We start from the raw sequence: 26,480 nt of genomic DNA, 5'->3' as shown, positions 1-26,480 counted from the left end.
CGGTGGCTATCGAAACCTCCCGTAGGGAAAAGGCGTAGATAAGGGACTCAAGGGACGCAAACGGCGGCTGGCCCTGGAAAGCAAATACTGAACACTGATCTTTTTCGGGGTGAACGCTGTCGCGGCGCGCCGGGGTAGGAGGGCCTACCGCAGCCGACACAGAGGACGTTGACCTGGGACAAGCGTTCGGACCTGACCCGCCGTGACCTGGTGGCTGCCTGGTTCAGCGAAGCCGTGTACTTGACCGCACTAACCGTTCCGGGGGCACGAGAGGGATCCGGAACATGAACGGGCTGCTGTGTCAGTACTGGCCAAAAGGCGCGGATCTGAGCGTCCACACGGCCACAGACCACGCATGAGTGAAGCACCTGATGAACACGCGGCTGCGGAAGGTCCTGGATGGGCGACACCGCGTTGGCGAGTTGTTTAACCCGCCCAGCGCCTGAAATGGAGTATGCGGACGGCATCGACACGCCAGGCAGCCCCGTCGTGAGGCCGACTGTAACGGGCCCCGGGCGGATATAGAGTCGGGTGAAGGTCGTTGAACGGCTCATCCATCTGGCGCTGGGCCTGGATGGGGAAAGGGGACTTGGTGTCATTGCGGGATGCGTGGAATGCCGATAAATCGCTGATTGTTTACGTCCAACAGCTTAATTCCAGTGCCTTGGCGGCTTACCGAGAGAATCCAAACCTCATCGAGGAGCACACCAACCAGGAGGAGTCCATCAAGGTGGGGGGGTACGCCCGCCGGACCGTTCGGGAGCTCGTGCAGAACGCGGCTGACGCGTTAGCGGGCACGGCTAATTCATCGATGTCCGGCGGACGCATCGAAGTAGTCCTCGACGAGGTCAATCGCCAGCTCTATGTCGCCAATGGCGGCCGGCCTTTTTCGCAGAACGGATTGCGTGCCATCGTTCACGCGCATCTGAGTGCCAAAAGAGGCGACGAGATCGGGCGGTTCGGTCTCGGTTTCAAGTCAGTCTTGGCCGTCACGGACCGACCACAGGTCTTCAGTCGATCGGTATCTTTCGAGTTTAATGCGCCCGAAGCTCGAGCTATCATCGGCAGCGTCCAGCCGAGCAGCCTTAAAGTGCCGGTCTTGAGAACGCCATCCCTTCTCGATGCAAGCACCGAAATGGAGACGGACCCCATATTGGCTGAGCTCGGGGATTGGGCGGCGACAGTCGTCCGATTGCCTGAGATCGACGACACGGCCTCGCTCCGGAGAGATCTGCTCAACTTCTCGACTGAATTTCTCCTCTTCGTCACTGCTGTGCGTGAAATCAAAATTCGCATCATCGGCGATGAGCCGATTGATAAAACTCACATGTCCCGAGATCTAGGAAATGGCCGATTTTCGATTGAGACCCCTCACGGTACCGCCAACGAGTGGATCGTCGCGGAGGCTATGCACTCGCCCAGCGCCTCCGCGCGTCGAGAGGTCGGTGAGGCCGTATCACGGGACCGCATGAAGGTGTCAGTCGCGATTCCGGTCTCTGGCGGCTCTGGCTTCAAGGGGCGCTTTTGGGCGTACTTCCCCATCGAAGACGAGACTTCTGCCTCTGGCTTATTCAATGCACCTTGGAGTCTGAACAGCGATCGCACGACCCTGCTCGACAACTCGTACAACCGGGAAATCTTATCCACGCTCTTGGATCTTTTCCTCGAAAAGATGCCGAGCCTCCGGACAGAAGAGGACCCCGCACGGCACCTCGACTACCTGCCGTCCCGACCACGAGAGGCATTCTCGACGGCCGATCGGTACTTCCGGGCAATCGGGCCAGTCCGGTCCGCCGCAATTGGACTGGTTCCCAATGCCGTGGGAATGTTGACCAAGCCCGACGATCTCAAGCCCCTCGATTTCAACATTGAAAGGGTTGACGCTAAGGACCATCGGGCCTGGCAGTCTGCTGCGCACACCGGGGACGACGTGCCCCATTGGCGTTGCTATACATCTCCCACGAGGGTCAATCGCCTGCGGCATATTCTCGCCGCTCCGGGGATCGATGCCGCGACCGAGTGGTCACAGTCTCTCGAGGAACGTGTTCTCGGGAAGATGCCCAAGCGCGGCGTTCTTTCATGGATTCGAGAATGGGCTGAAGGCGGGACAGACATCGACGCGGCAGGTGCACTGAACTTCGTCCTGCGTCATGAAAGCAGTGTTCCGCTTCTACGGGACGCCAAAGTCATTCCGACGAATCAAGGACTCGTCACGCTTAAGGACCGGACCACCACTTTTCTCGACATCGTCGAGGGGTTCGATGTCGAGGCCGCGACCTTTGTGTCGAGCACGTTCCTGGAGGTCCCTGGAGTAAGAGCTGCACTGGAACAGCGGGGGTTCCGGAAACTCGACGCCCAAACGCGCTTGGAAGCACTGATGTCGCGCCTCACGCCCACTTCTGTGGCTGAGGACTATGAGGCGGTGTGGAAGATCGTCCGCGAAGAGGTGCCGCCAGCCCAGGCGGTGAAAGCGGCCGAAAGGCAGGGGCAGATGCTAAAGGTCCCCACGCGCGACGGGAATTGGTCCTGGCCGCAACAGGTCCTCCATCTCGGAGGGATCGATGCGGCCGTCGCCGCTGCGCACCTCCTGGACGTCGACCGCTGCGTCGTGCCTGTCGCACGGAGCCTGGGGGTGATCGACCAGCCTGTCTCCCGCTTCGCGCTCAGCGATGAAGTCGGAGAGGCCGCTTATCGGCAGTTCATCCGGGAGCATGTGAACGGCAGCCTGGGGCCGGGCGAGAGAACGATCGACCAGATCGATTTGTCCCTCGAGGAAGGGCCGGGCCCGGTGTCTGCATTGATCCTGTTGAGGGACTCGGCGGCGGACCCGGTGCTCATCAATCAGTGGACCACCCGTCTACTGGCCCAGCCGGATGGAACATGGAGAGCCGAAGACCCGGACAGCCGCAGGGTGTTCGACGTTCCCTCCCCCCGCGAATGGGCTGTCGCACAGGCGGGTCTGCTGAAATCGGATTGGGGCTACCGCCGTCCAGATCACTTGGTGTCGCGTCGGCTGCTGCGGTACCAGGGGCTGCTTCCCCTCTTCGCCGACGAGATGCGTCTCGAGCAGCAGCTCAGTCTCAAATCCGAGCTTTCGGGGGTCTCCGCCGACCTCTTCCGCGAAGCCCTCGCTCGTGATCGATATGCCTTCGTGAGCACCAAAGACCTCGACGCCGTCCTGACAGAGTTTCTGACGGCAGCGGCTCGGGCACTGGCTGATCAAGGAGGACTGCGACGGATTCCGGCACGAATCGGACGGAACGTGGAGTCGGCTCCGGTGGACTCTGTCTACGTCGCCGTCGACGACGAACAGGTCGGCTATCTGCTCGACAAGGGCAAGTACTTCTTGCGTGTTCCCGCGGAGGCTGCCGAGGAGTTCGTGGAGCTCACGTCCACCAACTCCTTCTCCGCGGTCTTCTCCTTCGAACTCCATATCGGAGGTGAACAGGACGCGGAAGTGATCACTGACGTGTTCACCGGCCTTCGGAACACCTTCTCTCTCGACACAGTGCGCGGGGCCTACCTGGTGAGGGCGCAGGAGATCGTCAAACGGGTGACCACCTCGACCGGCGAAGGTGTCGAACCAATCTCCCTGCCGTGGCACCGCGACGGAAACACTTTTTATGTGAAGTCCGACCTCGATGACACCGCCGTTCTGCGCAACATCAACGAGGCGTTTACTCTGGAACTCACTGCGAAGGAACTCGAGGAGGTCATCCAGACCGGGCATGACGACATGCTGGAAGGTCTGCGACGTGAGGCGCAGAGCATGGAGTCGGACGCGGACCGCTTGGAGGTCTACTTCAGCCCCGAGGATCTCAAGGACAAGCTCCCTCTAGGTCTCTGGGGCACCTTAGAGGACCAGGGATTGGTGGACGCGACGACCTCCGTTGCCGAGCTGTACCTGACGGTGAATGGCCACGACGCCGTGAAGAACCTCCGGCCGCTTTTCCGGGATCTTGGCTACCGCGATGTCCCGGATCGGTGGAATCGAACTTCCACGACGCTGAAGTGGCTGCGCAAGATGGGGTTCAGCGGCGACTTCGCGAGCCAACCGGCGGACAACTTGCCGATCAGTCACGTGGTCCCCGGCGCGGTCAACCTCCCGCCCCTCCACGACTACCAGGAGAAGGTCAGAGACGAGTTGGCATCGGCCATTCTGGCAGTGTCCCCGGAAGGGCACCGCACGAAGGCCATGGTCGAAATGCCCACGGGCGCCGGAAAGACTCGGGTCGCATCACAGACCGTGCTCGAGCTCTTCTCCCGTGACCGGTTGGCGGGACCTGTACTCTGGATCGCCGAATCCCAGGAGCTGTGCGAGCAGGCCGTCCAGACATGGGGTTTTGTCTGGCGGGGCCTGCTCGATGAGCGCCCCCTCACGATCGGTCGCCTGTGGGGGGGGAACGACAGGATGGAAGAGCCGGAGACGGAATTCAGCGTAATCGTCGCGACGGACGCGCAACTCGATGCCATCGTGTCGGATCCCGCGCGTGCCGCCCGATTCGAATGGCTGCGCGATTGCTCGGTGGTAGTGGTCGATGAGGCACACCGGTCCGGTTCCTCCGAGCTCTACACGAGGCTTTTCCGCTGGCTGAGTGTGGATGGTCGCAATCACGAGAAACCGCTGGTCGGCCTGTCGGCGACGCCCTTCAAGGGCGGTGACGCCGGCACCACCGCTTTGATTCGACGGTACGGGGGGAACCTCATCCGTGCCTTCGAGTCGGGCTCACCCTTCGAGGAGGCTGCGCAGGCAGGAGTGCTCGCGCGCGTGGCCTACCGGCGGATGACGGGTATCGACGTGGTCCTCGGACAGGACGAGCTCAAGGACGCGAAGAAATATCGGAGGGTGAGCTCGACGGTGCTCGAACGCATCGGGCGGGACCGGAACCGCCTGCAGATGGTCGTTCACGACATTGAGCAGTTGGACCCCGATTGGCCCGTTCTCGTCTTCACTCCTTCCGTTCTTTCGGCTCAGGTGCTCGCCGCGACTCTCCGGTACAAGGACATCTCCGCCGCCTCCGTCAGCGGGGAGACGGGACGCCACGAACGTCGGAAGATCATTGAAGACTTCAAAGCGGGCAAGATCCGTGTGCTCGCGAACTGCGATCTCCTGACCCAGGGGTTCGACGCCCCGGGAGTCCGGGCCCTGTATGTCGCCCGTCCCACCTTCAGTCCGAGTGCGTACATCCAGATGGTCGGACGCGGGCTGCGTGGGCCCAGGAACGGCGGAAAGCACGAATGCCTCATCGTCGATATCGAGGACAACTTCGGAGCTGAGAACCATCTGCTGGGGCATTTGGACTACGTCGACCAGTGGAAGGAGCTGGCGCGATGATCCTGGTTCCGACTCTCGAGGAGATCAGGCGGACCTCTAACAGTCCTGCCGAAATACTCGTGGCCACCCTGCTTTCGGAACTCGACTTCGGGGACAACGCTCGCGCGTTCCATTCCCTCCGGCTCCGCTCGCACCGGTATAAGAGGCAGGCCGAGATCGACTTCCTGGTCCTGATCAAGGGAGTCGTGCTCATCATCGAGGTCAAGGGCGGCGGGATCGTCCAGCGTGACCGGGAGTGGTGGACCGTGACGCGTCGAGGGGAGTCCCACCGCCTTGCGGAGCCGCCCATGAAGCAGGCTCAGGACGCCGGGTTCGCATTGCAGGAGATCCTGAGGGACGAGAACGTGGGGTGGTACCCATGGGAGGCGCTCGTGATCACTCCGGACGTGACGAACATTCCCGGGTCGACGGAGTGGAAGTCCACTCACTGGCTGACCGGGGAGGATATGACGTCGAAAGGCCTGGCGAACGCCCTGCGGAGAGTCCTCAGCGACGTGGCCCAGCCGCCGCGCACGAGCAGGAGGGCATCGGATGCGGATCTGCGCAAGCAGTTCTACAAGGATTTCACCCGCCTGCCGTCGGTCGACAGCAGCACCGGGAGAGTGCTCGAGCAGCAGCATCGGGCGACCGCTGAGCAGGCGCGCATCCTGGCCATCAGCACTGAGAACGACCGGATTATCGTCAAGGGAGGTGCGGGCACGGGGAAGACCCTCGTAGCGGCCGAGCTCGCCAAGCAGGAAGCGGCTCTGGGGAGGTCGACGCTGCTCACCTTCCGTTCGCCGACCCTGCGGACCGTCGTTGAAAAGTACGTCGAAGGTCACTCCGTGGACGTCATGCCGTTCGCCGAAACGACAGGTTCAGGCGGCTACGACGTCGTGGTGATCGACGAGGCTCAAGACCTGATGACGGTGGACGACATGGACCATCTGGACGCCCTCGTGAAAGGTGGTCGCGAGGATGGGAGGTGGAGGATGCTCATGGATCCGAACAACCAGACCCATGTCGACGGCGCCTTCGACTCCGAGGTGTTCGAGCTGGTCAGAACCGGTGCGACAGTCCTCACCCTGCCGAACAACGTCCGGAACACGGAGTCAATCGTGCAGGTGGTGCGTCAGTATCTCGGCGCTGACATCGGGGATCCGGGGACCGTCCACGGGGAGAAGGTCGAATGGAAGCGAGGATCCACGGGCGACCTGAGCGCAGCGATCAACCGGGCGCGCGAGCTCGTCGATCAGGGCGTCGCACGGGATTCGCTCTGGTTGATCGACATGACGAGCGCCGATGAGTCCCGAACCGTCGAAGGTTTCCGGCTGGTCTCGCCGCGAGCCGTCAAAGGACTGGAGCGTGAACACGTCGTGGCGTACGGCTGGCCGAGTGAGTTCACCGATGAGACCATCGCGTCCGTCTACGTCGCCTTGACTCGAGCCAGGGTCTCGCTATCCATCCTGGTGTCCGTCAACGAAGAGGCGAAGCTCAAGGAACTTCTCATGAAAGTGATGGCCGTATGAACCTGTCTCCATCACAGCAGGCCGCCCTCGGGCATCTCCGGGACACCTACGCGGGTCCTGAAGGAGGCGCGCACGAGGTCATCGTCAAGAACAACCCTGTCTACCAGTACGTCGTCGGCATGTTGTTCCCCCGGGAAGCCAGACAGTCCGCAGGCTCGACCGACGAAGCAACCGTCCTGGCGGATACGGTCCTCGGGGATATCGAGGAACCGGCCGAAAGCAATTCTCTGGCTGAAGCCTGGCGGCCGTCGTCGACGGGGATCTCCTTCGTCACAAATGCGGAGGAGCTCGAGGTCGATCTTTCGTTCGGCATCTACGAGCACGTCGAGAGTGGTGGCGTCTCCGAATGGCGACGGACACCACACCTGTTCGAAGGCATCAGCGTCACCAGGACCGGCGACCAGCCCCGTAACCGTCGAGCCGGCGACGTCCTGTTCCAGGTCGGCTCACGATGGCGACCGTACGGCGACAACTGGCTGGTGACGGTCCACCTGCGGAACCTGGAGATCTCGCCGATCGGGCGCGACGAGGACGCTACGCCCGAGGCCAAACTGCAGGACGCGCAACGGACGATGTTCCAGGTCAGTCTGGCTGTCACGCCGGCGGATGGCCAAATCCTGGAATACGACCTCGACAAGGTCCTGGACGCCGACCCCGAAGCGGCCGAACTCCGGCTCAGATTCAGGAAACGGAAGACCTTTGCCGTCGGGCACGGTCTGGCAGCGAACTGGACCATGGAGGGGGATCGATGTGTCAGTGTTCGCCTTGAGGCCGTCCCGGCCCATGTGGTGCCCGCAGTCGAAGGGACCACCATGCCGGAAGACGCTCCCCAAGGGCAGGCGCTGCGCCTGGACGTACTGGCCCGGATCGTGGAGGATCCTGATGGCGTAACCGCGAAGCTCCGCGCATTCGCAGACGCCTACGGGGATTGGGTCCAGGCAGAAACAGCCCGGGTCCAGGAACTCGACATGCACCGCGAACCGGCCGAACGCATCGTCGCTCGTGCTCGCCTCGCGGCCGAACGGATGGGTGCGACGATCGACCTGCTCGTCGAACCAGATCAGGGCACCTTGCGCTCGGCCTTCGCCCTGGCGATGAAGGCCATGCGACTTCAGATGCGCCAGGCTGCTGCCACGAAGACCCAGGCCAGCTCGAAAGAGCCTGCCTGGCGGCCGTTCCAGTTGGGTTTCCTCCTGGTCTCGCTGTCATCGACGGTCGATGCGCAGCACCCGGACCGGGAGCTCGTGGACCTCATCTGGTTCCCCACGGGAGGCGGGAAGACCGAGGCGTACCTCGGCCTTGCAGCCGTGGAGATGTTCCGCCGTCGGCTGGAGCACGGGCAGAAGGGCGGTGGGACGGCGGTCATCACCCGATATACGCTGCGCCTCCTCACCTCCCAACAGTTCCAGCGTTCGGCCGCGCTGATCTGCGCAATGGAGACGCTCCGCCGCACCGATGCCAGCGCAGCCAAGATGGTGCCGTTCACCATCGGCCTGTGGGTGGGCAACGAGGTCACTCCGGGCAACAGCAAGGACGCGATCGCAGCACTGCAGAGACTCTTCGAGGCCAAACACCCCCAAGAGGCAAACCAGTTCCAGGTCACCGACTGTCCCTGGTGCCGGACCGAACTCGTGCCGAAAGAGTGGACCGGAGACCGGTCCCGTTACGGTTTCCGGGAGCAATCAGGTCGGGTGGTGGTCTACTGCCCCCGGGTTGAGTGCGCGTTCCACGACGCCATCCCGCTCAGCGTGGTCGACGACGACCTGTACGAGAATCCACCGACCTTCCTGCTGGGTACCGTCGACAAGTTCGCCCGTCTCCAGTTCTTGCCCAAAGCTGGATCACTGCTGGGCCTCCGGGGGACAACCCTGCAGCCCTCGCTGTTGATCCAAGACGAACTCCATCTGTTGTCTGGACCGTTGGGAACGACGGTCGCGGTGTTCGAGGCGGTCCTGCAGATCCTGCTGTCCCGGCAGGGGACGCATCCGAAGATCGTCGCCTCGACCGCGACGATCAGGGCCTCGGAGGAGCAGATCCGAGGCCTGTACGGACGGCCCGTTGCTCTCTATCCACCCGCCGGACTCGACGAGGACCACAGCTTCTTCTCGCGACCCGTCCCTTCCGGTGAGGGACGTCTCTACGTCGGCCTCATGCCCCAGTCGCTGCCACAAACGACAGCACTGATCGCGGCCGCGACACCGCTGCTTGAACTTCCCCAGGTCCTGGCGGACCCACATGTTCCGGACGAAGTCTCCGACGACTACTGGACGTCGGTCTTCTACCACAACAGCCTGCGGGAGCTGGGCCGGAGCGAGACATTGATCGCCGACGACATCGATGCCCGCCTGGCTGTGAGGGCAGACCGGATGGGGTGGCCACCTCGTCGCCTCGAAGGCGGCCGCCTCATCGAACTGACAAGCCGGAGGCACTCCAACGAGCTGCGGGGTGACCTCCAGCGAATGGAGACGCGCGTTGACCAGAGCGACGAGGCCATCGACATCGTGCTGTCCTCGAACATGCTGTCGGTGGGAATCGATGTGTCTCGTCTCGCCCTGATGCTGATGGTGGGCCAGCCGAAAACCACCTCCGAGTACATCCAGGCAACCAGCCGGGTCGGTCGCGGAGAAATCGCCGGCGTCGTCGTCACCCTGTTCCGCTCGAACCGGGCCCGCGATCGATCCCAGTACGAGTCGTTCCGGGCCTTCCACCAGTCGCTCTATCGAAACGTCGAGCCGACAAGTGTCACTCCCTGGTCGCGTTCATCCAGGGAACGTTCATTGGCCGGCGCACTGGTGATGCTCGTGCGACAAGGACTACAGCCGTTCTGCGAGAACAATGACGCGGGCCGATATGACCGGACGAACGCACGGGTCAGTCGGGCCGTCGACGGCCTCGTGGACCAGCTTCTTCGCCGGGTCGAGCGTGCTGACACCGCCGAGCGAGACGCGACGCGGCGCCAAGTGGACAAGTACTTGGCCGAATGGCATGACAAAGCGCAGATGTCGGGCGCTGAGGCCCCGCTGAAATACGAGAAAGAAGGACAGTCCAAGGACCAGAATGTCCTCTTGCGTCGATTCGAGGACCGCTTCGATGGATGGCTCGTCGCCGACTCCATGCGAACGGTCGAACCCAGTGTGGCGATCGAAGTCCAGGAACCCTACGAGCGGGGAAAGTGACGTGGCTAAGGAAATCAAGTACAGCCTTCGGCAATCGGAGACGGTCTCGCCCTTCGGCCCAGGGGCAATCACGGACGTCAGCGGAGCTTCGCTGATGGCCCCCGATATGACGAGATGGAACCCGAAACATGCCGAGGAGATCGTCTGCGATCGGCTGTCGTCGAAGCTCGGCGGCGGACGACTGCTCGCTGCCCCCACGTTCTCGGGCCCCCTGGAGGCCGACGTGCGATCGCTGGAGTACTCGCGGTTCCCCGAATGGCGCTTCTGTGAACGATGCGAGCGGATGACCCGGAAGACCTTGGTGAAGAAGGGCAAATTCGCCAACGAGTGCCCCTGCGGCGGCACCTTGATCCCGATGCGGTACGTGGCTGCGTGCGAGGGAGGTAGCCATCTCCAGGACGTCCCTTGGCCACTGTGGGTGCACCGCGGCCGTGATGAGGACCTATCGGAAGAGCAGGGACTCTGCAGAGCCGACGACCAGCTCAAGTTCGCCAGGCGGTCGGACAGGGGCGAGGGACTGGGGTCCATGTTCGTCCGCTGCATGGCTTGCCGGCGGGAGCGAAGCCTGGCCGCGCTGGTCGGAAAGAAGGCGCTGGCGGCGGACGGATTGCGGTGTCTCGGGAGACAACCGTGGCGAGGTAGCACTGCATCCGAATGCGAGCATCCTCTGGTGGCAAAGCAGCGGGGTGCCACGAGCAACTATCTCGCCGAGATCGTTGCGGCGATCGACATCCCGGAGGGCCAGGCCGGTGAGGAGAGAGACCTGGAGCGGGTTCGCACCCACGATGCCTTCGCCATGTTCGTCCAGGACAACGGGGGCCTCCTTGCGGAAATGCTCCGTACGAAGATCGCCCAAGACCTCGGCGTCCCGGAGCACACGGTCGACGAGGCGGCCAAGACGTCCGACGAGGACGAACGCCCGGTCCTCGGTCTGAAGGACGGTGAATGGCTCGCCCTTCAGGGGAAACTCGAGAACGGCCGCGATGAGGAGACCAGCGGTTTCATTGTCGATGGGCGGCGAATCCCTACGAACCCAAACGTGCCGGCATCCGTGTTCGAGGTGTTCACCCACGTCGGCCAGGTCAGACGCCTCCGTCTGGTGCGCGCGCTCCAGGGATTCCGACGCCACGGGCAGGACGCCCGGCTGATTGCGGCGGATCCAGGAGAGCCACCAGGCCGCACCCGCCGCAGTTATCCCGCCCTTGAGCTCTTCGGTGAGGGAATCTTCCTGCGTCTGGATGAGGATCGAGTCCGTCAATGGGAATCGCGCCCCGATGTTCAGCACCGGGCTCAAACCTTGATGAAACGGCTGGACGTCGAGGGCCTCACTGACCGCTTGGACTATCCCGAACCGCGGTTCGTTGCCCTCCATACGTTGGCCCATCTATTGGTCCGTCGGCTGGCGTTCGCCAGCGGTTACGCCTCCGCCGCGCTCCAGGAGAGAATCTACGCCTCGACACAACGCGGAGAGCCGATGGCCGGGATCCTTATCTACACGGCGGCAGGAGACGCGCAGGGCACTCTCGGGGGTCTCGTAAGGCTGGGAGCCGAGGACAAGCTGCTGCCGATGCTCCTTGCCGCAGTCAGTGATGCGGAGGTCTGCTCCAACGATCCGGTCTGTATTGAATCCGACCGTCAAGGTGCATCGAACCTGAATCTATCTGCGTGTCATGGGTGTGCCCTGATCAGCGAGACCTCATGTGAAAACCGCAACCTTCTGCTCGACCGGCAGCTGCTGTTCGGCGGTATGGAGGTGGAGCGCGGACTATTGCAGCAGATGCTGGACGACCTCAGGAGCATGGCCTCCTTGGCACAGTGAGGCCTCAGACGCGATGAGTGATGCCGTTTGTCGAGGAGGACCGACGAATGAGCGGGACTGCCGCGCAAATAGGTGGATTCCTGACCTATCGGTGCGGCAGTCCCTGCGCTATGAATCTGGTCAGTCGAAGCTGCGGGTGAGGTCGGCGTCCTCGTAGCGGACCATCCTCGAGCCGGTGACCAGTTTGTGGCCGGCCCACAGGGCGAGGAAGAGGGGCAGGCCGATGTAGGCGGTGGCTGCGGCGAGCAGGTCGACCTCGCCCATGAAGGCCTGGTAGTTCTGTCCCAGGATCACGATCGCGCACAACGCCAGGGCGATCATCGGCCCCAGCGGGAAGAACCGGGCCTTGTAGGGCAGGTCGGCCAGGTCGTGGCCCTGGGCCAGGTAGGCCTTGCGGAAGCGGTAGTGGCTCCAGGCGATGCCCATCCACACGATGAACCCCGCCAGCCCCGACGCGCTCACGAGCCAGACGTAGGCGGCCCCGTCCCCGATCAGGGTGGTCAGGAAGCAGGCCGCACCGACGGTGGTGGTGGCCAGCAGGGCGTTCATCGGCACCCCGCGCCGGTTGACCTTGGCCAGGAAGCGCGGGGCTTTGCCGGAGTCGGCCAGGGCCCAGAGCATGCGGGTGGAGGCGTAGAGCCCGGAGTTGCCGGCCGACAGGATCGCGGTGAGGATCACCGCGTTCATCACCGAGGCCGCGGCCAGGACCCCGGCGTTCTCGAAGACCAGGGTGAAAGGCGAGATGGAGATGTCCTCGACCCCGGAGCCCAGCAGGTGCGGGCTGGTGTGGGGGATGAGGAACCCGACGATGGTGATCGCCCCGACGTAGAAGAGCAGGATGCGCACGAACACGGTGCGGATCGCCTTCGGGACGTTCTTCTCGGGGTCCTCGGCCTCACCGGCGGCGACACCGACGAGTTCGGTGCCCTGGAAGGAGAAGCCGGCGACCATGAAGATCGCCAGGATCCCCGCCCCGCCCCCGACGAAGGGGGCGTCCCCGGTGGTCCAGTTGTCGAAGCCCGGGGAGGTGCCGCCGAGGATGCCCACGATCATCAGCACCCCCAGGACGAGGAAGATCACCACGGTGGCGACCTTGATGAGGGAGAACCAGAACTCGCTCTCCCCGTAGGCCCGGGTGGACAGGGCGTTGAGGCCGAAGAGGACGGCCAGGAACAGGGCCGACCAGATCCAGGAGGGGACGTCGGGCAGCCAGTAGCGCATGATCAGGGCTGCGGCCACGAGTTCGGCGGCGACGGTGATCGCCCAGTTGTACCAGTAGTTCCAGCCGATGGCGAAGCCGAAGGAGGGGCTGACGAAGCGGGTGGAGTACTCCTCGAAGGCCCCGGAGACCGGCAGGTAGGTCGACATCTCACCCAACGACTGCATGAGCAGGAACACCATCAAACCGATGGCGACATAGGCCAGCAGGGCCCCGCCGGGGCCGGCGGTGGCGATGGTGTTGCCCGAGGCCACGAACAGGCCGGTGCCGATGGCACCACCCATCGCGATCATCGTCAGGTGGCGCGGTTTGAGGCTGCGCCGCAGCCGGGCGTGCGCCTCGGCGGGAGCCGGTGGGCCCGGTCTGGCCGGGGCGGTGGTCTGGGGCGGTGCGATGGTGTCCACGGGAACCTTTCCTCGGAGGTGGCGGGTCTGCACGCCGGGGGAGAGGGCCGGGGCGGTGCGCCCCGGCCCGGGAGGTCAGTCGTTGATGTAGAGCAGGCGCTTGTTGACGAACTCGTCCATGCCCAGCGGGCCCAGCTCGCGGCCGTAGCCGGAGCGCTTGACCCCGCCGAAGGGCATGCCGGCGCCCTCGGCCTCGGCGGCGTTGACGTTGGCCATGCCACACTCCAGCTGCTCGGCCAGCCGCCGCGCCCGCTCGGGGTCGGTGCTGAAGACCGCACCGCCGAGTCCGTAGGGGGTGTCGTTGGCCAGGGCGAGCGCCGCGTCGTCGTCATCGGCCCGGTAGACGACCGCGACGGGACCGAAGAGCTCCTGGTGGTGGGCGGCCATCGCGGGGGTGACGCCGGTGAGCACGGCCGGGGCGAGGTAGGCCCCGGGGCCCTCGGCGAGGGTCCCGCCGGTGTGCAGCGTGGCGCCGGCCTCGACGGCCTCGCGGATCTGATCGGCCAGGGCCTCGGCGGCGGCGCGGGAGGCCATCGGGGCGTAGGTGCCCGGGGCCTCCACGGACGGGTCGCCGGGCACCAGCGCGGCGGCGGCGCGGGTCAGCTCGGCGACGAACTCGTCGAAGATGTCCGCGGAGACGATCATGCGCTTGTTGGAGTTGCAGGCCTGGCCGGTGTTGCCCATCCGGGTGGCGAGGGCGGCCCGGGCGGAGGCGGCGACGTCGTCGGTGTCGAGCACCACGTAGGGGTCGGACCCGCCCAGCTCCAGCACGGCCTTCTTCAGGTGCCGCCCGGCCAGCGCCCCGACCGCCGCCCCGGCCCGCTCGGAGCCGGTCAGGGACACGCCCTGCACGCGGGGATCGGCGACGACGTCCTCGATCTGGGCGTGGGTGGCGAAGAGGGTGGTGTACACCCCGGCGGGCACCCCGGCGTCGTCGAGCAGTCGCTGGAGGGCCAGGGCCGAGCGCGGGCAGGACTCGGCGTGCTTGAGCAGGACCGTGTTGCCGAGCACGAGGTTGGGGGCGGCGAAGCGGGCCACCTGGTAGTAGGGGTAGTTCCACGGCATGATCCCCAGCAGCACCCCGACCGGGCGCCGCTGGAGCACCGCCCGGCCCGTCCCGTGCGGGGTGGGCAGGGGCCGGTCGGCGGCCAGGTCCGGGCCGTGCTCGGCGAAGTAGGCGAAGATCTCGGCGCAGAACTGCGCCTCCTCGCGGGCCTCGCTCAGCGGCTTGCCCATCTCCCGGGTGGCGATCGCGGCGAGCTCCTCGGCGCGCTCGGCGAAGAGCTCGCCGACCCGGGCGGCGACGGCGGACCGCTCCCGGATCGGGCGGGAGCGCCAGGCGCGGAAGGCGGTCTCGGCGGCGGTCAGCGCCTCCTCGACCTCGGCGTCGGTGGCGGTGGGGACCTCGGCGACGAGCTCGCCGGTGGCGGGGTCGACGGACCGGTAGGCGGACCGGTCGGTGCGGGCGGACAGGGACGGGGCGGCGGTCATGGTGCGGTTCTCCTTCGGGCAGGGGAGGGCATGTGGGCAGGGACGGACACGGGCAGGCGCGGGTGCGGCGTTCCGGGTGCGGAAGCGGGGTCGGGAGCGCGCCGCGGACGGGCTTCCGGGGCGGGCGAGGGTGTGCTGGGCCGGCGGGGGCAGGATCCTGCCCCCGCGGGCACGGCGGGAGGGAGCGGGCGGTCGCCCGGTGGGACGGGGCCGGCGGTGCCCGGCGGCTCAGCCGACCGGGACGAGCTCCGCGCGCAGGGCGGCCACGAAGGCGTCGACGTCCTGCTCGGTGGTGTCGAAGCTGCACACCCAGCGGACCTCGCCCGTGGCGGGGTCCCAGTCGTAGAAGCGGAAGCGCTGCCGGAGCCGGTCGGCGATGCCGGCGGGCAGGGTCGCGAAGACGGCGTTGACCCGGGTCTCCTGGGTGAAGGCCACCCCGGGCATCGACCCGTCGGCGAGCCCGGCCTCGATGCCCGCGCGCAGGCGCCGGGCCATCGCGTTCGCGTGGCCCGCGCTGCGCAGGTACAGGTCCCCGTCGTAGAGCGCCAGCAGCTGCGCCGAGACGAAGCGCATCTTGGAGGCCAGCTGCATCTGGTGCTTGCGCAGGTAGACCAGCCCCTGCGAGGCGGACGGGTTCAGCACCACCACGGCCTCGGCGGCGAGGGCCCCGTTCTTGGTCCCGCCCAGGGAGAGCACGTCGATCCCGGCGTCGGTCGTGAACGCGCGCAGGGGCAGGTCCAGGGCGGCCGCTGCGTTGGCCAGCCGGGCCCCGTCCAGGAACACGGACATCCCGCGGGCGTGGGCGTAGTCGGTGATCGCCCGCAGCTCCTCCGGGGTGTAGAGGGTGCCGAGCTCGGTGGACTGGGTGAGGTAGACGACCAGCGGCTGGGCGCGGTGCTCGTCCCCCCAGCCCCAGGCCTCGGCGGCGATGAGCTCGGGGGTGAGCTTGCCGTCGTCGGTGGGGACGGGCAGCAGCTTGAGCCCGGCGGACTTCTCGGGCGCCCCGCCCTCGTCGACGTGGATGTGCGCGGTGGCCGCGCAGATCACCGCGCCCCAGCGCGGGAGCATCGACTGGAGGCCGACGACGTTGGCGCCCGTCCCGTTGAACACCGGCCACACCGTGGCGCCCTCGCCGAAGTGGCGGGCGACCACCTCCTGCAGCCGCGCGGTGTAGACGTCCTCGCCGTAGGCGACCTGGTGGCCGCCGTTGGCCTCGGCCAGGGCCTCGAGCACCTCCGGGTGGACCCCGGAGTAGTTGTCCGAGGCGAACCCGCGCACCTGCGGGTCGTGGATGGTCTGCATGTCAGTCGGTTCCCTTCTCCTGGATCGTCAGGATCGAGTCGTTGAGCTGCGCCGGGTCGTCGGCCCACAGCTCGGCGTAGGCCTCGGCGAGGCGCTCCTCCAGCCCGGCCAGGGTCTTCACCCGGAGGACCACCGCGGCGGCGCGCAGCGGCTCGCCGGCCTCGCGGGCGGCCTTCGCCCAGCCCTGGGCCACGGCCCGGGTCCAGGCCTCGCCCGCGGCCTTGACCGCGGCGTAGTTCGCCCCGCCCGCGAGCGGCCGGGCCACCGCGGTCGAGGAGACGATCGCCAGCCGCCCCGCCGGCGAGGCCCGCAGGTCGTCGTCGAGGGCCCGGCTCAGGTGCCGCAGCGCGGTGAAGGAGGCCTCGAGCGCGCGGTAGTCCTCCTCCGTCTGCCCGGCCAGCCCGCCACCCCCGCGCCAGCCGCCGACGAGGTGCAGCAGCCCGTCGACCGACAGCCCGCGCTCGTGCAGCCGGCGGACGAGCGCGCGCACGGCGGCTTCGTCGGCCGGGTCGAGGACCTCGGTCTCCGCGCCCAGGGCCGCGAGGGGCTCCAGTTTCTCCGCGCTGCGCCCGGTGGCGACGACGCGGGCCCCGCGCGCGAGCAGGGTCCGCGCCGCCGCCCGACCGGACGCACTGGTGGCGCCCGCGAGCAGGACGGTGCGTCCGGTCAGCTCCGGCATCGCTCAGGCGTCCGTGGCGCGGATGCCGGCGGTGGACTCGATGACGCCCTTGAGCTTCTTCCCGAGCGCCTCGAAGAACATCGACAGCGGGAACTCGTCGTCGAGCACGAGGTCCGTGTAGCCCCGGGGCGGTCCGGCGAGGACCTCGCGGGGCAGGCCCTGCGCCCACGCCGAGGCCGGGTGCGGGGGGACCACGGAGGAGATCAGCTCGTAGGCCTTCAGCCAGTGCACCGTCTTGGGGCGGTCGATGGACTCCCAGTAGAGCCGGTCGATCGCCTCGCCCAGCTCGACGACGGCGTCCGCGACCCGCTCCCAGTCGACGCTGAGCTCGACGTCGCGCCACTGCAGCACGTGCTTGCGGTGCAGCCAGGCGAACAGCAGCTGCCCGCCGAGCCCGTCGTAGTTGCGCACCCGGGACCCGGTGAGGGCGAAGCGGAAGATCCGGTCGAAGAGCACCGCGTACTGCACGAGCTTCGCGTGCCGGCGGGTCTGCTCCTCGAGCCCGGTCAGCTCCTCGCCGGCCGCCGCGCGAGCCGTGAGCGCCCGCTCGATGGTCACCGACTCGCGGAACGCCGTCAGGTCGCAGCGCAGCTCCTCGAGGGTGTAGAGGAAGAACGGCATCCGCTGCTTGATCATGAACGGGTCGAAGGGCAGGTCCCCGCGCATGTGCGTGCGGTCGTGGATGAGGTCCCACATCACGAAGGTCTTCTCGGCGAGGTCCTGGTCGGCCAGCAGCGCCGCCGCGTCCTCGGGCAGCTCCAGCTTCGTGATGCCGGCGGCCGCGGTGACCACGCGGCGGTAGCGGGCCGCCTCGCGGTCCTGGAAGATCGCCCCCCACGTGAACGCCGGGACCTCCCGCACGGCCACCGTCTCGGGGAACAGCACCGCCGAGTTCGTGTCGTAGCCCGGGGTGAAGTCGATCAGCCGCAGGGACAGGAAGAGCTTGTTGCCGTAGTCGCCGGCCTCCAGCGCCGCGATGAACTCCGGCCAGATCGCCTCGACGACCAGGGCCTCGACGTGCCGGTCCGCCGACCCGTTCTGGGTGAGCATCGGGAAGACCACGAGGTGGCGGATCCCGTCGACGCGGTGCTCCTGCGGCCGGAACGCCACGAGGGAGTCGAGGAAGTCCGGCACGCCGAAGCCGCCCTCGGCCCAGCGGTCGAAGTCGCGGGGCAGGGCCGCCAGGTAGGCGGCGTCGTGCGGGAACAGCGGGGCGAGCTCGGCGACCGCGGCCGTGATGACCGCGACGTGCTCGCGGGCGGCCGGGTGGTCGGCGGGGTCGGGGACCGAGCCGTCCTTGACCTGCAGGCCCTGCAGCGCGGTGGCCGCCGCCTTCAGACGCAGCCAGGCCGGGTGCGTCTCCACGGCGCGGACGTCCTCGACGACCTCAGGTTCGCCGATGATGGCCTGCACCGCCTGCAGAGACGTGGACATTGAAACCCTCCTGTCGTCAAGTCAACGGAAATTTTCCGGTGATCGGGATCACACACAGGAACATTCACACGTGGGGGAGGGGGTGTCAACCCCTCCGGCGCGAGCAGCTGATAGCGTTCGGCCCATGGACGACCCCGTGGACGTGCGACTGGCAACCGAGGTGTCCCACGACCCGCGGGCCACCCTCGCCCAGCTCTCCGAGCGGATCGGGCTCTCGACCTCGGCCGTGCAGGCGCGCCTGCGCAAGCTCGAGAGCAGCGGGGTGATCACCGGCTACCAGGCGATCCTCGACCCCGAGACCATCGGCAAGCCGCTCGCGGCGTTCATCGAGATCACCCCCCTGGACCCGCGCCAGCCGGACAACGCGCCCGAGCTGCTGGAGCCGATCAGCGCGATCGAGGCCTGCCACTCGGTGGCCGGGGACGCCGCCTACATGCTCTTCGTCCGGGTGGCCTCGCCGAAGGCGCTCGAGGCCCTCGTCAACGAGGTGCGCCACGTGGCCTCCGTGAGCACCCGCACGACCGTGGTGCTGCAGACCTTCTACGAGCACCGGCCGATGCTGCCCGCCGAGGGCTGAGCTGTTCCCTCGCCCGCGCCGCGCGGATAGCCTCGGGGTGGGCGGTGCCGCTCACGGACCGCCCGTCCTGGCGGCCGGCCGGTGACGGCCCGGCCGCCCGAACTCGAGGAGGCCGGCATGAGCGATGCACAGCAGGATCCGAACCAGCAGGAGGGCCCCGCCGACGGCGGTGCCTTCGGCGCCCCGGGGGCCCACGACGGCGGGGCGGACGGCGGTGCCGACGGCGGCGCCGAGGGCCCGGCCGACGGCGGCGCCGCGGGTGTCCCGGGCGTCCACGACGGCGGTGCCGACGGTGGTGCCGACGGCGGTGCCGAGGGCCCGGCCGACGGCGGCGCCGCGGGTGTCCCGGGTGTCCACGACGGCGGTGCCGACGGTGGCGCCGATGGTCCGGCCGACGGTGGCGCCTCCGGGGCCCCGGGTGTCCACGACGGCGGTGCCGATGGTGGCGCGGACGGTGGCGCCGATGGCGGTGCGGACGGCGGCGCCGACGGAGAAGCCGGAGCACGAGGCCTCTGAGCGTGGACCGTCTCCCCACCGACGGGCAGGACCCCGGAGCCCCTGACGGCTCCGGGGTCCTGGAGACCCGTCTGATCGACATCGGCCGGGAGCGGTTCGCCCGCGAGGTCTGGGGCCGGGAACCGCTGCTCACCCGCAGGGTCGAGGGCTTCGCCGACCTGTTCTCCGCCGGGGCCGTCGACGAGCTGATCTCGCGCCGCGGGCTGCGCACGCCCTTCCTGCGCGTGGCCAAGGACGGCTCGACGTTCCCCGACGCCTCCTTCACCGCGCCGGCCGGCGTCGGCGCCACCATTGCGGATCAGCTCGACGACACCGCGCTGTGGCGGCAGTTCGCCGACGGTGCCACGCTGGTGCTGCAGGCCCTGCACCGCACGTGGGAGCCGGTCGCGGCCTTCAGTGCGGCGCTGAGCGGCGAGCTCGGGCACCCGGTGCAGGCCAACGCCTACGTCACCCCGCCGCAGAACCGCGGGTTCGACGACCACTACGACGTCCACGACGTCTTCGTCCTGCAGATCGAGGGGACCAAGCGCTGGGTCCTCCACGAGCCGGTGCACCCGGACCCGCTGCGGGACCAGCCGTGGACCGGCCGCCGCGCCGCCGTGGCCGAGGCCGCGAAGGGCCGGGCGCACCTCGACGTCGTGCTCGAGCCCGGCGACGCCCTCTACCTGCCGCGCGGCTGGCTGCACGCGGCTCAGGCGCAGGGGGCGGTCTCCGTCCACCTCACGCTCGGGATCCACACCTGGACCCGCCACGGCCTGGCCGAGCAGCTGGCCCAGGAGGCGCTGGCGCTGCTGGCCGAGGACCCCGCCATGCGCCGGTCGCTGCCCCTGGGCGTCGACGGACCGGACGCGGAGCTGGACACCGTCCGGGAGCGCCTGGCCGCCGCGCTCGCCGCGGCCGACCCCACCCCGCGCTTCCACCGCGCCCGGCGCGGCCAGGGGCGCCCGGCCCCGCTGGGACCGCTGGCCCAGCTCGCGGCGGTCCAGGGCCTGGACCCCGGATCCACCGTCCGGCTGCGCGGCGCCCTGGAGGCACGGCTGGAGGGAGCGCGCCTGAGCACGCGCGTGGGGTGGCTCGACCTCCCGGAGGCCGACCTGCCCGCCGTCGCCCGCCTGCTCGACGGCGGGGTCCGCACCGCCGGGGAGCTCGGGACCGAGCTCACCGCACGACTGCTGCGCGCGGGCGTGCTCGTGCCCGCGGCCCCCGTGACGGCGCCGTGACGGCGGAGGAGCGCTTCTTCTGCGCCGAGGCCGCCCGGGAGCGCGGGGACCCGATGGCGGGCACGGCCCCGCGCGGGCTGGCCTGGGTCCTGGTCGAGCACCGCGGCGGCTGGCCGGTGAACGGGTTCGAGGGCCTCGAGCTCGAGCCGGGAACGAAGGCGCGCGTGGTCTCCGCCGCCCAGGCCGCGGGGGCCCGGATCCTCCTGGTCCGGCGCCACGGCCGCCGCCGGCACGAGGCGGGCCCCGCCCGGTGGGCCGTGTTGCGCCACGACGGCTCCGGCGAGGACCGTCAGCACTGGGGCACGTGGCGGCGCGACGAGGACCTGGCGGGCATCGTCGCGGCCCTGGACGGCCCCGGGGAGACCGGCCGTCCGCCGGTGGTGCTGGTCTGCGCGCACGCTCAGCACGATCCCTGCTGCGCCGTGCGCGGCCGCCCCGTGGCGGACGCCCTGGACGAGCGCTGGCCGGAGCTGGTCTGGGAGTGCTCGCACGTCGGGGGTGACCGGTTCGCCCCCAACGTCGTCGTCGTCCCCGACGGCGTCTACTACGGGGGCCTCGACGCGGAGTCCGCCGTCACCACGGTCGCCGAGCACCTCGCCGGCCGGATCGGCGCGGAGCACCTGCGCGGCTACACCGACCTCTACCCGCCGCAGCAGGCCGCGGTCGCGGCCGCGCTCGGACGCTTCGGCCCGGCCGGCCGCCACGACTGGACGGTGACCGGGACCGCCCGCGACGGCGGCCGCTGGCGGATCCGCCTCTCCGGGCGCCCGTCCGGGCCGGGTCCCGTCGAGGTCGAGCTGTGCTCCCGGGCCGCCCCGCCGCACCGGCTGACCTGCCGCGGGACGGCCCCGAGCTCGGCCCGGGTCTACGAGCTCACCGCGCTGCGCGTCCTCTGACGGTGCGCGCGGCCGGGGCCTTCGGCCCCGGGCTCAGCCGGCGTGGGCGAGGGAGCCGGCCTCCTCGGAGGCGGGGTCCGCGGCGGGCTCGTCCACCACGGTGTTGCGCAGCACGCCCAGGCCCGTCACCTCGACCTCGACCTCGTCACCCGCGTTCAGCAGCCCGTCCTCGCCCCAGAACAGCCCGACGCCGCCGGGGGTGCCGGTGACGACGACGTCGCCGGGACGCAGCCGGGTGAAGCCGGTGACGTAGGCGATCAGCGTGGGGATGTCGAAGTAGAGATCGGCGACCGAGGCGTGCTGGCGGACCTCGCCGTTGACGCGGGTCTCGAGCGTCAGCTCGCGGACGTCGCCGACGTCCGAGGCGGGCACCAGGTAGGGGCCGAACCCGCCGGTGGCCGGGAAGTTCTTGCCCGGGATCCACTGGCTGGCGGCCTTCTGCCAGTCGCGCACCGAGAAGTCGTTGTAGTTGGCGTACCCGGCGACGTGGTCGAAGGCGTCCTCGGGGGCCACGTGCCAGGCCTCCTTACCGATCACCAGGGCCATCTCGCCCTCGTAGTCGAACTTGCCGGTCGAGGCGGGCTTGACCGCCGGGGCGAGGTGGCCCATCTGGGTGTCGGCGAAACGGGTGAAGACCGTCGGGGCCGTCTGGCCCGTCTTGCCGGACTCCTCCTGGTGGGTCCGGTAGTTGACCCCGATGCAGATGATCTTCCCGGGCTCGGTCAGGCAGGGCAGGAACGCGACGTCCTCCTCGGCGTGCACGGGGGCGCCCTCGAGGTCGGCGGGGGTCAGCCGGCCGAAGAGCCCGGCAGCCACCGCCGCGTGGAGTGAGGGGGCCAGGTCCTTGCCGGTCGGGCCGAGGTCGTGCACGGTGCCGCGCTCGGCCACGCCCCAGGTGGCGGTGCCGTCCGGGGTCGAGAAGCTGACGTAGTTCACAGGGTTCTCCCATCGGGTTCGGGTGGCGTGCGTCCCCGCACCGTCCTCGGGAAGGGCGTGGTGCCGCGCAGTGACGTGGGCCTCACGCTAGTCACGCTCGTACGCCTTTGGCAAGCAGAAAATATTCTTTGCTCGATAGTGCGCGAACGCTGGAAAAATGTCGTCGAGTGGGACATGCTGTGTGATGACGATCTCAGCGGCCCCGCGCCACGCCGTTCCCGCTCGACGCCGGGAGGGGTTTCGAACTCTTTGGAAAGGACGAGCGCTGATGAGCACTCCCACGCCGGCCCAGCACATGGTTCTGACGACCTTCATGCTCCCCGCCGGGTACCACAAGGACAGCTGGCGCATGGACGGCAGCCGGGCGGAGGAGCTGGGCAACCTCGACTTCGTCCTCGAGCTCACGCAGATGGCCGAGGCCGCGAAGCTGGACGCCGTCTTCTTCGGGGACGTCGTCCACGCGAACACGCTGCTGCGCGGGGACATCAAGATGAACGGCTTCTACGAGCCCGTCACCGTGCTCGCGGCGCTCGCCGCCCGCACGGAGCACATCGGCCTGGTGGGCACGATCTCCACCTCCTTCTCCGAGCCCTACACCGTGGCCCGGCAGCTGTGCGGCCTCGACCACATGTCGGGCGGGCGCGCCGGCTGGAACATCGTGACCTCCTCCGACGGCTTCCGGAACTACGGGATCGAGGAGGCCCCGGACCCGGCGACCCGCTACCGCCGGGCCACCGAGTTCGTCGACGTGGTGCGCCGGCTCTGGGACTCCTGGGACGACGGCGCGGTGATCGCCGACCGTGCGTCGGGGGAGTACCTGGACCGGGCCCGGCTGCACCCGATCGACCACGAGGGCGAGTTCTTCCGCGTCCAGGGCCCGCTGAACATGCCCACCAGCCCGCAGCGCCACCCCGTGCTCGCGCAGGCCGGCTCCTCCGGCCCCGGCATGGAGCTGGGCTCCTCGATCGGCGACATGATCTACACCGCGCAGCCGAACAAGCAGCCCTCGATCGAGTTCTATGCGAAGTTCAAGCAGATGGCCAAGGCCAAGGGGCGCAATCCGGACCACGTCAAGATCGTCCCGGGCATCCTGCCGATCCTCGGCGACACCGAGGCGGAGGCCCGCGAGCTGGCCGACGAGCTGGGCCGCCACGTCCACCTCGAGAACGGCCGGGCGCAGGTCGGCGCCGACCTGCGCATGGACCTGTCCTCCCTGGACTGGGACGAGCGCATCCCGGCGGAGTGGTTCCGCGACGACGACGCCTACGGCAGCCGCTACACGATCTACCGGATGAAGTCCGTGGAGATGGGCATGACGCTGCGCGAGCTGATCGTCGACCTCGCCCGCTCCACCGGCCACCAGTGGATGGCGGGGACCCCCTCGCAGGTCGCCGACCGGATGGTCGACTGGTTCGAGTCCAAGGCCTGCGACGGCTTCAACCTGAACTCCCCGTTCAACCCGGGGGGCTTCAAGCTGATCTGCGACAAGCTCGTGCCCGAGCTGCAGGACCGCGGGTACTTCCGCACCGAGTACGAGGGCACCACGCTGCGCGAGAACCTCGGCCTGCCCGAGGTCTCCCCGACGCTCCTGCCGGCCTGAGCCCGCCCGGCCCGACCACCCATCCGAGAGAGGTAGTGCAATGACCGAACTGTCCGTGGGGCCCGGCCTCGACGTCGAGGACGCCCGGGAGGACTTCCTGCGGCGGGCCGAGGCGATCGTGGGGGCCGAGCACGTGATCCGCCCGGAGACGACCGAGGGCTACCGGGACCCCTACCCGCTGCAGCCCGGCCGGTCGCCCTGGCCGGGGGTGCGGCCCGCGGACACCGCCGAGGTCCAGGCCCTGGTGCGGCTCGCCAACGAGACCGGGACCCCGCTGTGGACCTTCTCCCGGGGCAAGAACCTCGGCTACGGCGGGCCGGAACCGCGCGACCGGGCCACGGTCGCCCTCGACCTCGGCCGGATGAACCGCATCCTCGAGGTCGACGACCGGCTGTGCTACGCGGTCGTCGAGCCCGGGGTGACGTTCTTCGACCTGTTCGAGCACATCCAGGAGCGCGGCCTGAAGGTCTGGCTCTCCGTCCCGGCGCTGGGCTGGGGCTCGGTCCTGGGCAACGCGCTGGACCGCGGCTACGGCATGACCCCGCTGGGCGACCACTCCAAGCAGATCTGCGGCATGGAGGTCGTCCTGCCCGACGGCGAGCTGCTGCGCACCGGGATGGGCGCGATGGACGGCACCGACCTCGGGCCGATCTTCCAGGGCGGCTTCGGGCCCACGCTCGACGGGCTGTTCACCCAGTCCAACCTGGGGGTCGTCACGCAGATCGGGCTGTGGCTGATGCCGTGGCCGGAGGTCTACGTCAACGGCGAGGTCACCGTGGAGCGCGAGGAGGACCTGCCGCAGCTGATCGACGTCCTCACCCGGCTGCGGCGCGAGGACGTCATCCAGAACAACGCGCTGTGCGGCAACGTGGTGCGCGCGGTGACCATGAACGGCCCGCGCTCCCGCTGGTACGAGGGGGAGGGCTCCATCCCGCCCGAGCGCCTCGAGGAGATCCGCCAGGAGCTGGGCATCGGGCAGTGGAACGCCAAGTTCGGCATCTACGGGGACAAGGGCATGGCCGAGCGCCGCCTGGAGATCATCCGGGAGCGCTTCGCGGACCTGGAGGGCTTCACGGTCACCGCCCGGCTCTACGAGGGCGCCGAGGGGGCGCGGGTGGCCTACGCGGACATCGCCGACCGCGACCGCACCCAGATGGCCGGCGTGCCCACCCTCAAGCCCCTGGACACGATCAACTACGTGGCCGAGAACGGCGGGCACATCGACGCCGCCCCCATCCTGCCCGCCCGCGGGGAGGAGGTCTGGGAGTTCTACCAGGAGGTCAAGGAGCTCTACACGCAGTACGGCTTCGACCTCTACATCGGCTACCACCTGTACCCGCGCCACATGGTGCACGTGACGATGATCTACTTCGAGAACGACAACGAGGAGATGCTCGGCCGGGCCCGGGAGCTGTACGAGCGCCTGCTCGACGCCGCCCGCCGCCGCGGCTACGCGCCCTACCGCAGCCACGTGGACTACATGGACCGCATCGCCGCCGGGTTCGACTTCAACGACCACGCCGTGCTCCGCTTCCAGGAGCGGCTCAAGGACGCCGTGGACCCTGCCGGCATCCTCGCCCCGGGCAAGCAGGGCGTGTGGCCCGCCCGGTACCGGGACGGCCGCTGAGCCCGCCGGGCCTGCCGGCGGGCGGCGCTCACGCCGACGCCGGCAGGCCCACCTCCACGCCGAGCCGGGCGATCGCCTCCAGGGTGCCCCGGTAGTGCTCGGCCAGCAGGCTCGAGGTGGCCTCCGCGTCCCGGGCCAGGGCCGCGTCGAGGATCGCCTGGTGCTCCGCCTTGAGGTCGCGCCCGGTCCAGTTCGTGGCCGAGGTCGCCCAGCAGTTGTAGAGCTGGGCCAGGTCGGAGAGCGTGTTCGTCAGGTCGATGAGCACCGGGATCCCGCAGGCGGCCAGCAGCTGGGCGTGGAAGGCCTGGTGCGCGGCGGCCCACTCGGCGGTCAGCCGGTTCTCCGCGTCCCGGCTGGGGGTGCGCTCCATCGTGTGGTGGGCGGCCATGAGCTCGCCCTCCCACGCCAGGTCCCCGCGCTCGATGGCCAGGGTGACCCCGAACTGCTCGTTGACGCAGCGCAGCTCCGTGATGTCGCGCAGCTCGTCCAGGGACAGGGTCGGCACGAAGAAGCCGCGGTTGGGGCGCAGGACCACCAGCCGCTCGCCGGCCAGGCGCGTGAGCGCCTCCCGCACCACCGTGGACGAGGTGCTGAACTGCTCCGAGATCTGGTTGAGCTGGAGCCGGTCGCCCGGCGCCCACCGCCCGCTGAGCATGTTGGTGCGCAGCTCGTCCCGGATGTGCTTGGAGAGCGTCTCCGCGTCTGTCCTCTTGGCCATGCGCCCAGTCTACGTTCTGCGCG

At 68.5% G+C, this 26,480-nt stretch carries 17 protein-coding genes; 10 read left to right on the top strand and 7 right to left on the bottom strand.

Features of this window, described 5'->3' with window-relative positions; genetic code table 11:
- Positions 1-541: 541 nt before the first annotated feature.
- Genes LQU92_RS03195 through drmB form a run of 4 tightly spaced genes read left to right on the top strand, consistent with a single transcriptional unit; the run spans position 542 to position 11,838 of the window.
- The gene (locus LQU92_RS03195; protein WP_230660849.1) at positions 542-5,335 is read left to right on the top strand and encodes a DEAD/DEAH box helicase; all 4,794 of its coding nucleotides are present in this window, start codon (positions 542-544) and stop codon (positions 5,333-5,335) included.
- Positions 5,332-6,843, top strand: a complete 1,512-nt coding sequence (locus tag LQU92_RS03190; RefSeq protein WP_230660844.1) for an NERD domain-containing protein — start codon at positions 5,332-5,334, stop codon at positions 6,841-6,843. Before LQU92_RS03195 ends, LQU92_RS03190 begins: the two co-directional genes overlap by 4 nt.
- Positions 6,840-10,019, top strand: a complete 3,180-nt coding sequence (locus LQU92_RS03185; protein WP_230660841.1) for a helicase-related protein — start codon at positions 6,840-6,842, stop codon at positions 10,017-10,019. The genes LQU92_RS03190 and LQU92_RS03185 overlap by 4 nt, the downstream gene beginning before the upstream one ends.
- 1 nt (position 10,020) lies before the next feature.
- Entirely contained in the window at positions 10,021-11,838 is a 1,818-nt protein-coding gene (gene drmB, locus LQU92_RS03180) for a DUF1998 domain-containing protein (protein WP_230660838.1), read from the top strand.
- Between the two features lie 120 nt (positions 11,839-11,958).
- Here the strand turns inward: drmB and LQU92_RS03175 are convergent, their stop codons facing one another.
- The 5 genes from LQU92_RS03175 to LQU92_RS03155 form a co-directional block, all read right to left on the bottom strand.
- A complete protein-coding gene (locus tag LQU92_RS03175) occupies positions 11,959-13,461 on the bottom strand; it encodes an amino acid permease (RefSeq protein WP_374229626.1) in 1,503 nt (500 codons plus the stop codon).
- 75 nt (positions 13,462-13,536) lie between these two features.
- Positions 13,537-14,952 (bottom strand): aldehyde dehydrogenase family protein, encoded by a 1,416-nt coding sequence (locus LQU92_RS03170; RefSeq protein ID WP_230660835.1) that lies wholly within the window; start codon positions 14,950-14,952, stop codon positions 13,537-13,539.
- A 228-nt stretch (positions 14,953-15,180) separates the two neighbouring features.
- Positions 15,181-16,254, bottom strand: coding sequence for a low specificity L-threonine aldolase (locus tag LQU92_RS03165; RefSeq protein ID WP_230660830.1), 1,074 nt, complete (start codon positions 16,252-16,254; stop codon positions 15,181-15,183).
- Between the two features lies 1 nt (position 16,255).
- Complete coding sequence (locus LQU92_RS03160) at positions 16,256-16,933, bottom strand: SDR family oxidoreductase (protein ID WP_230660827.1); 678 nt, start codon at positions 16,931-16,933, stop codon at positions 16,256-16,258.
- Between the two features lie 3 nt (positions 16,934-16,936).
- Positions 16,937-18,367: a DUF6421 family protein gene (locus tag LQU92_RS03155; RefSeq protein ID WP_230660824.1), complete on the bottom strand. Its 1,431-nt coding sequence runs from the start codon at positions 18,365-18,367 to the stop codon at positions 16,937-16,939.
- Positions 18,368-18,491: 124 nt separating this feature from the next.
- Here LQU92_RS03155 and LQU92_RS03150 point away from each other — a divergent pair, with 124 nt between their 5' ends.
- The 4 genes from LQU92_RS03150 to LQU92_RS03135 all read left to right on the top strand — a co-directional run bounded on the left by LQU92_RS03150 (position 18,492) and on the right by LQU92_RS03135 (position 21,576).
- Positions 18,492-18,944 carry an Lrp/AsnC family transcriptional regulator gene (locus LQU92_RS03150; protein WP_112254704.1) on the top strand — a complete coding sequence of 151 codons (453 nt, stop codon included), beginning with the start codon at positions 18,492-18,494 and terminating at the stop codon, positions 18,942-18,944.
- 117 nt (positions 18,945-19,061) lie between these two features.
- Complete coding sequence (locus LQU92_RS03145; RefSeq protein WP_230660820.1) at positions 19,062-19,460, top strand: hypothetical protein; 399 nt, start codon at positions 19,062-19,064, stop codon at positions 19,458-19,460.
- Positions 19,461-19,462: 2 nt separating this feature from the next.
- Complete coding sequence (locus tag LQU92_RS03140) at positions 19,463-20,680, top strand: JmjC domain-containing protein (protein ID WP_230660817.1); 1,218 nt, start codon at positions 19,463-19,465, stop codon at positions 20,678-20,680.
- Positions 20,677-21,576, top strand: a complete 900-nt coding sequence (locus LQU92_RS03135; protein WP_308071574.1) for a sucrase ferredoxin — start codon at positions 20,677-20,679, stop codon at positions 21,574-21,576. The genes LQU92_RS03140 and LQU92_RS03135 overlap by 4 nt, the downstream gene beginning before the upstream one ends.
- 33 nt (positions 21,577-21,609) lie before the next feature.
- On the opposite strand, the gene LQU92_RS03130 is transcribed toward LQU92_RS03135, so the two are convergent.
- On the bottom strand, positions 21,610-22,512 hold the full coding sequence (locus tag LQU92_RS03130) for a fumarylacetoacetate hydrolase family protein (protein ID WP_230660814.1): 903 nt from the start codon (positions 22,510-22,512) through the stop codon (positions 21,610-21,612).
- 268 nt (positions 22,513-22,780) lie between these two features.
- Here LQU92_RS03130 and LQU92_RS03125 point away from each other — a divergent pair, with 268 nt between their 5' ends.
- Together LQU92_RS03125 and LQU92_RS03120 are read left to right on the top strand one after the other, a co-directional pair.
- Positions 22,781-24,112 carry an LLM class flavin-dependent oxidoreductase gene (locus LQU92_RS03125; RefSeq protein WP_230660811.1) on the top strand — a complete coding sequence of 444 codons (1,332 nt, stop codon included), beginning with the start codon at positions 22,781-22,783 and terminating at the stop codon, positions 24,110-24,112.
- Between the two features lie 40 nt (positions 24,113-24,152).
- Positions 24,153-25,739, top strand: a complete 1,587-nt coding sequence (locus LQU92_RS03120; protein WP_230660808.1) for an FAD-binding oxidoreductase — start codon at positions 24,153-24,155, stop codon at positions 25,737-25,739.
- A gap of 28 nt (positions 25,740-25,767) precedes the next feature.
- Here LQU92_RS03120 and LQU92_RS03115 read toward each other — a convergent pair whose 3' ends face one another.
- A complete protein-coding gene (locus LQU92_RS03115) occupies positions 25,768-26,457 on the bottom strand; it encodes a GntR family transcriptional regulator (RefSeq protein WP_230660805.1) in 690 nt (229 codons plus the stop codon).
- Positions 26,458-26,480: the final 23 nt, after the last annotated feature.

This window comes from Kocuria sp. LUK, from assembly GCF_021012935.1.
Taxonomy (GTDB): Bacteria; Actinomycetota; Actinomycetes; order Actinomycetales; family Micrococcaceae; genus Kocuria; species Kocuria flava.
Note: the sequence above shows the minus strand (reverse complement) of the source record. Positions and strands in the feature narration are given on the sequence as shown.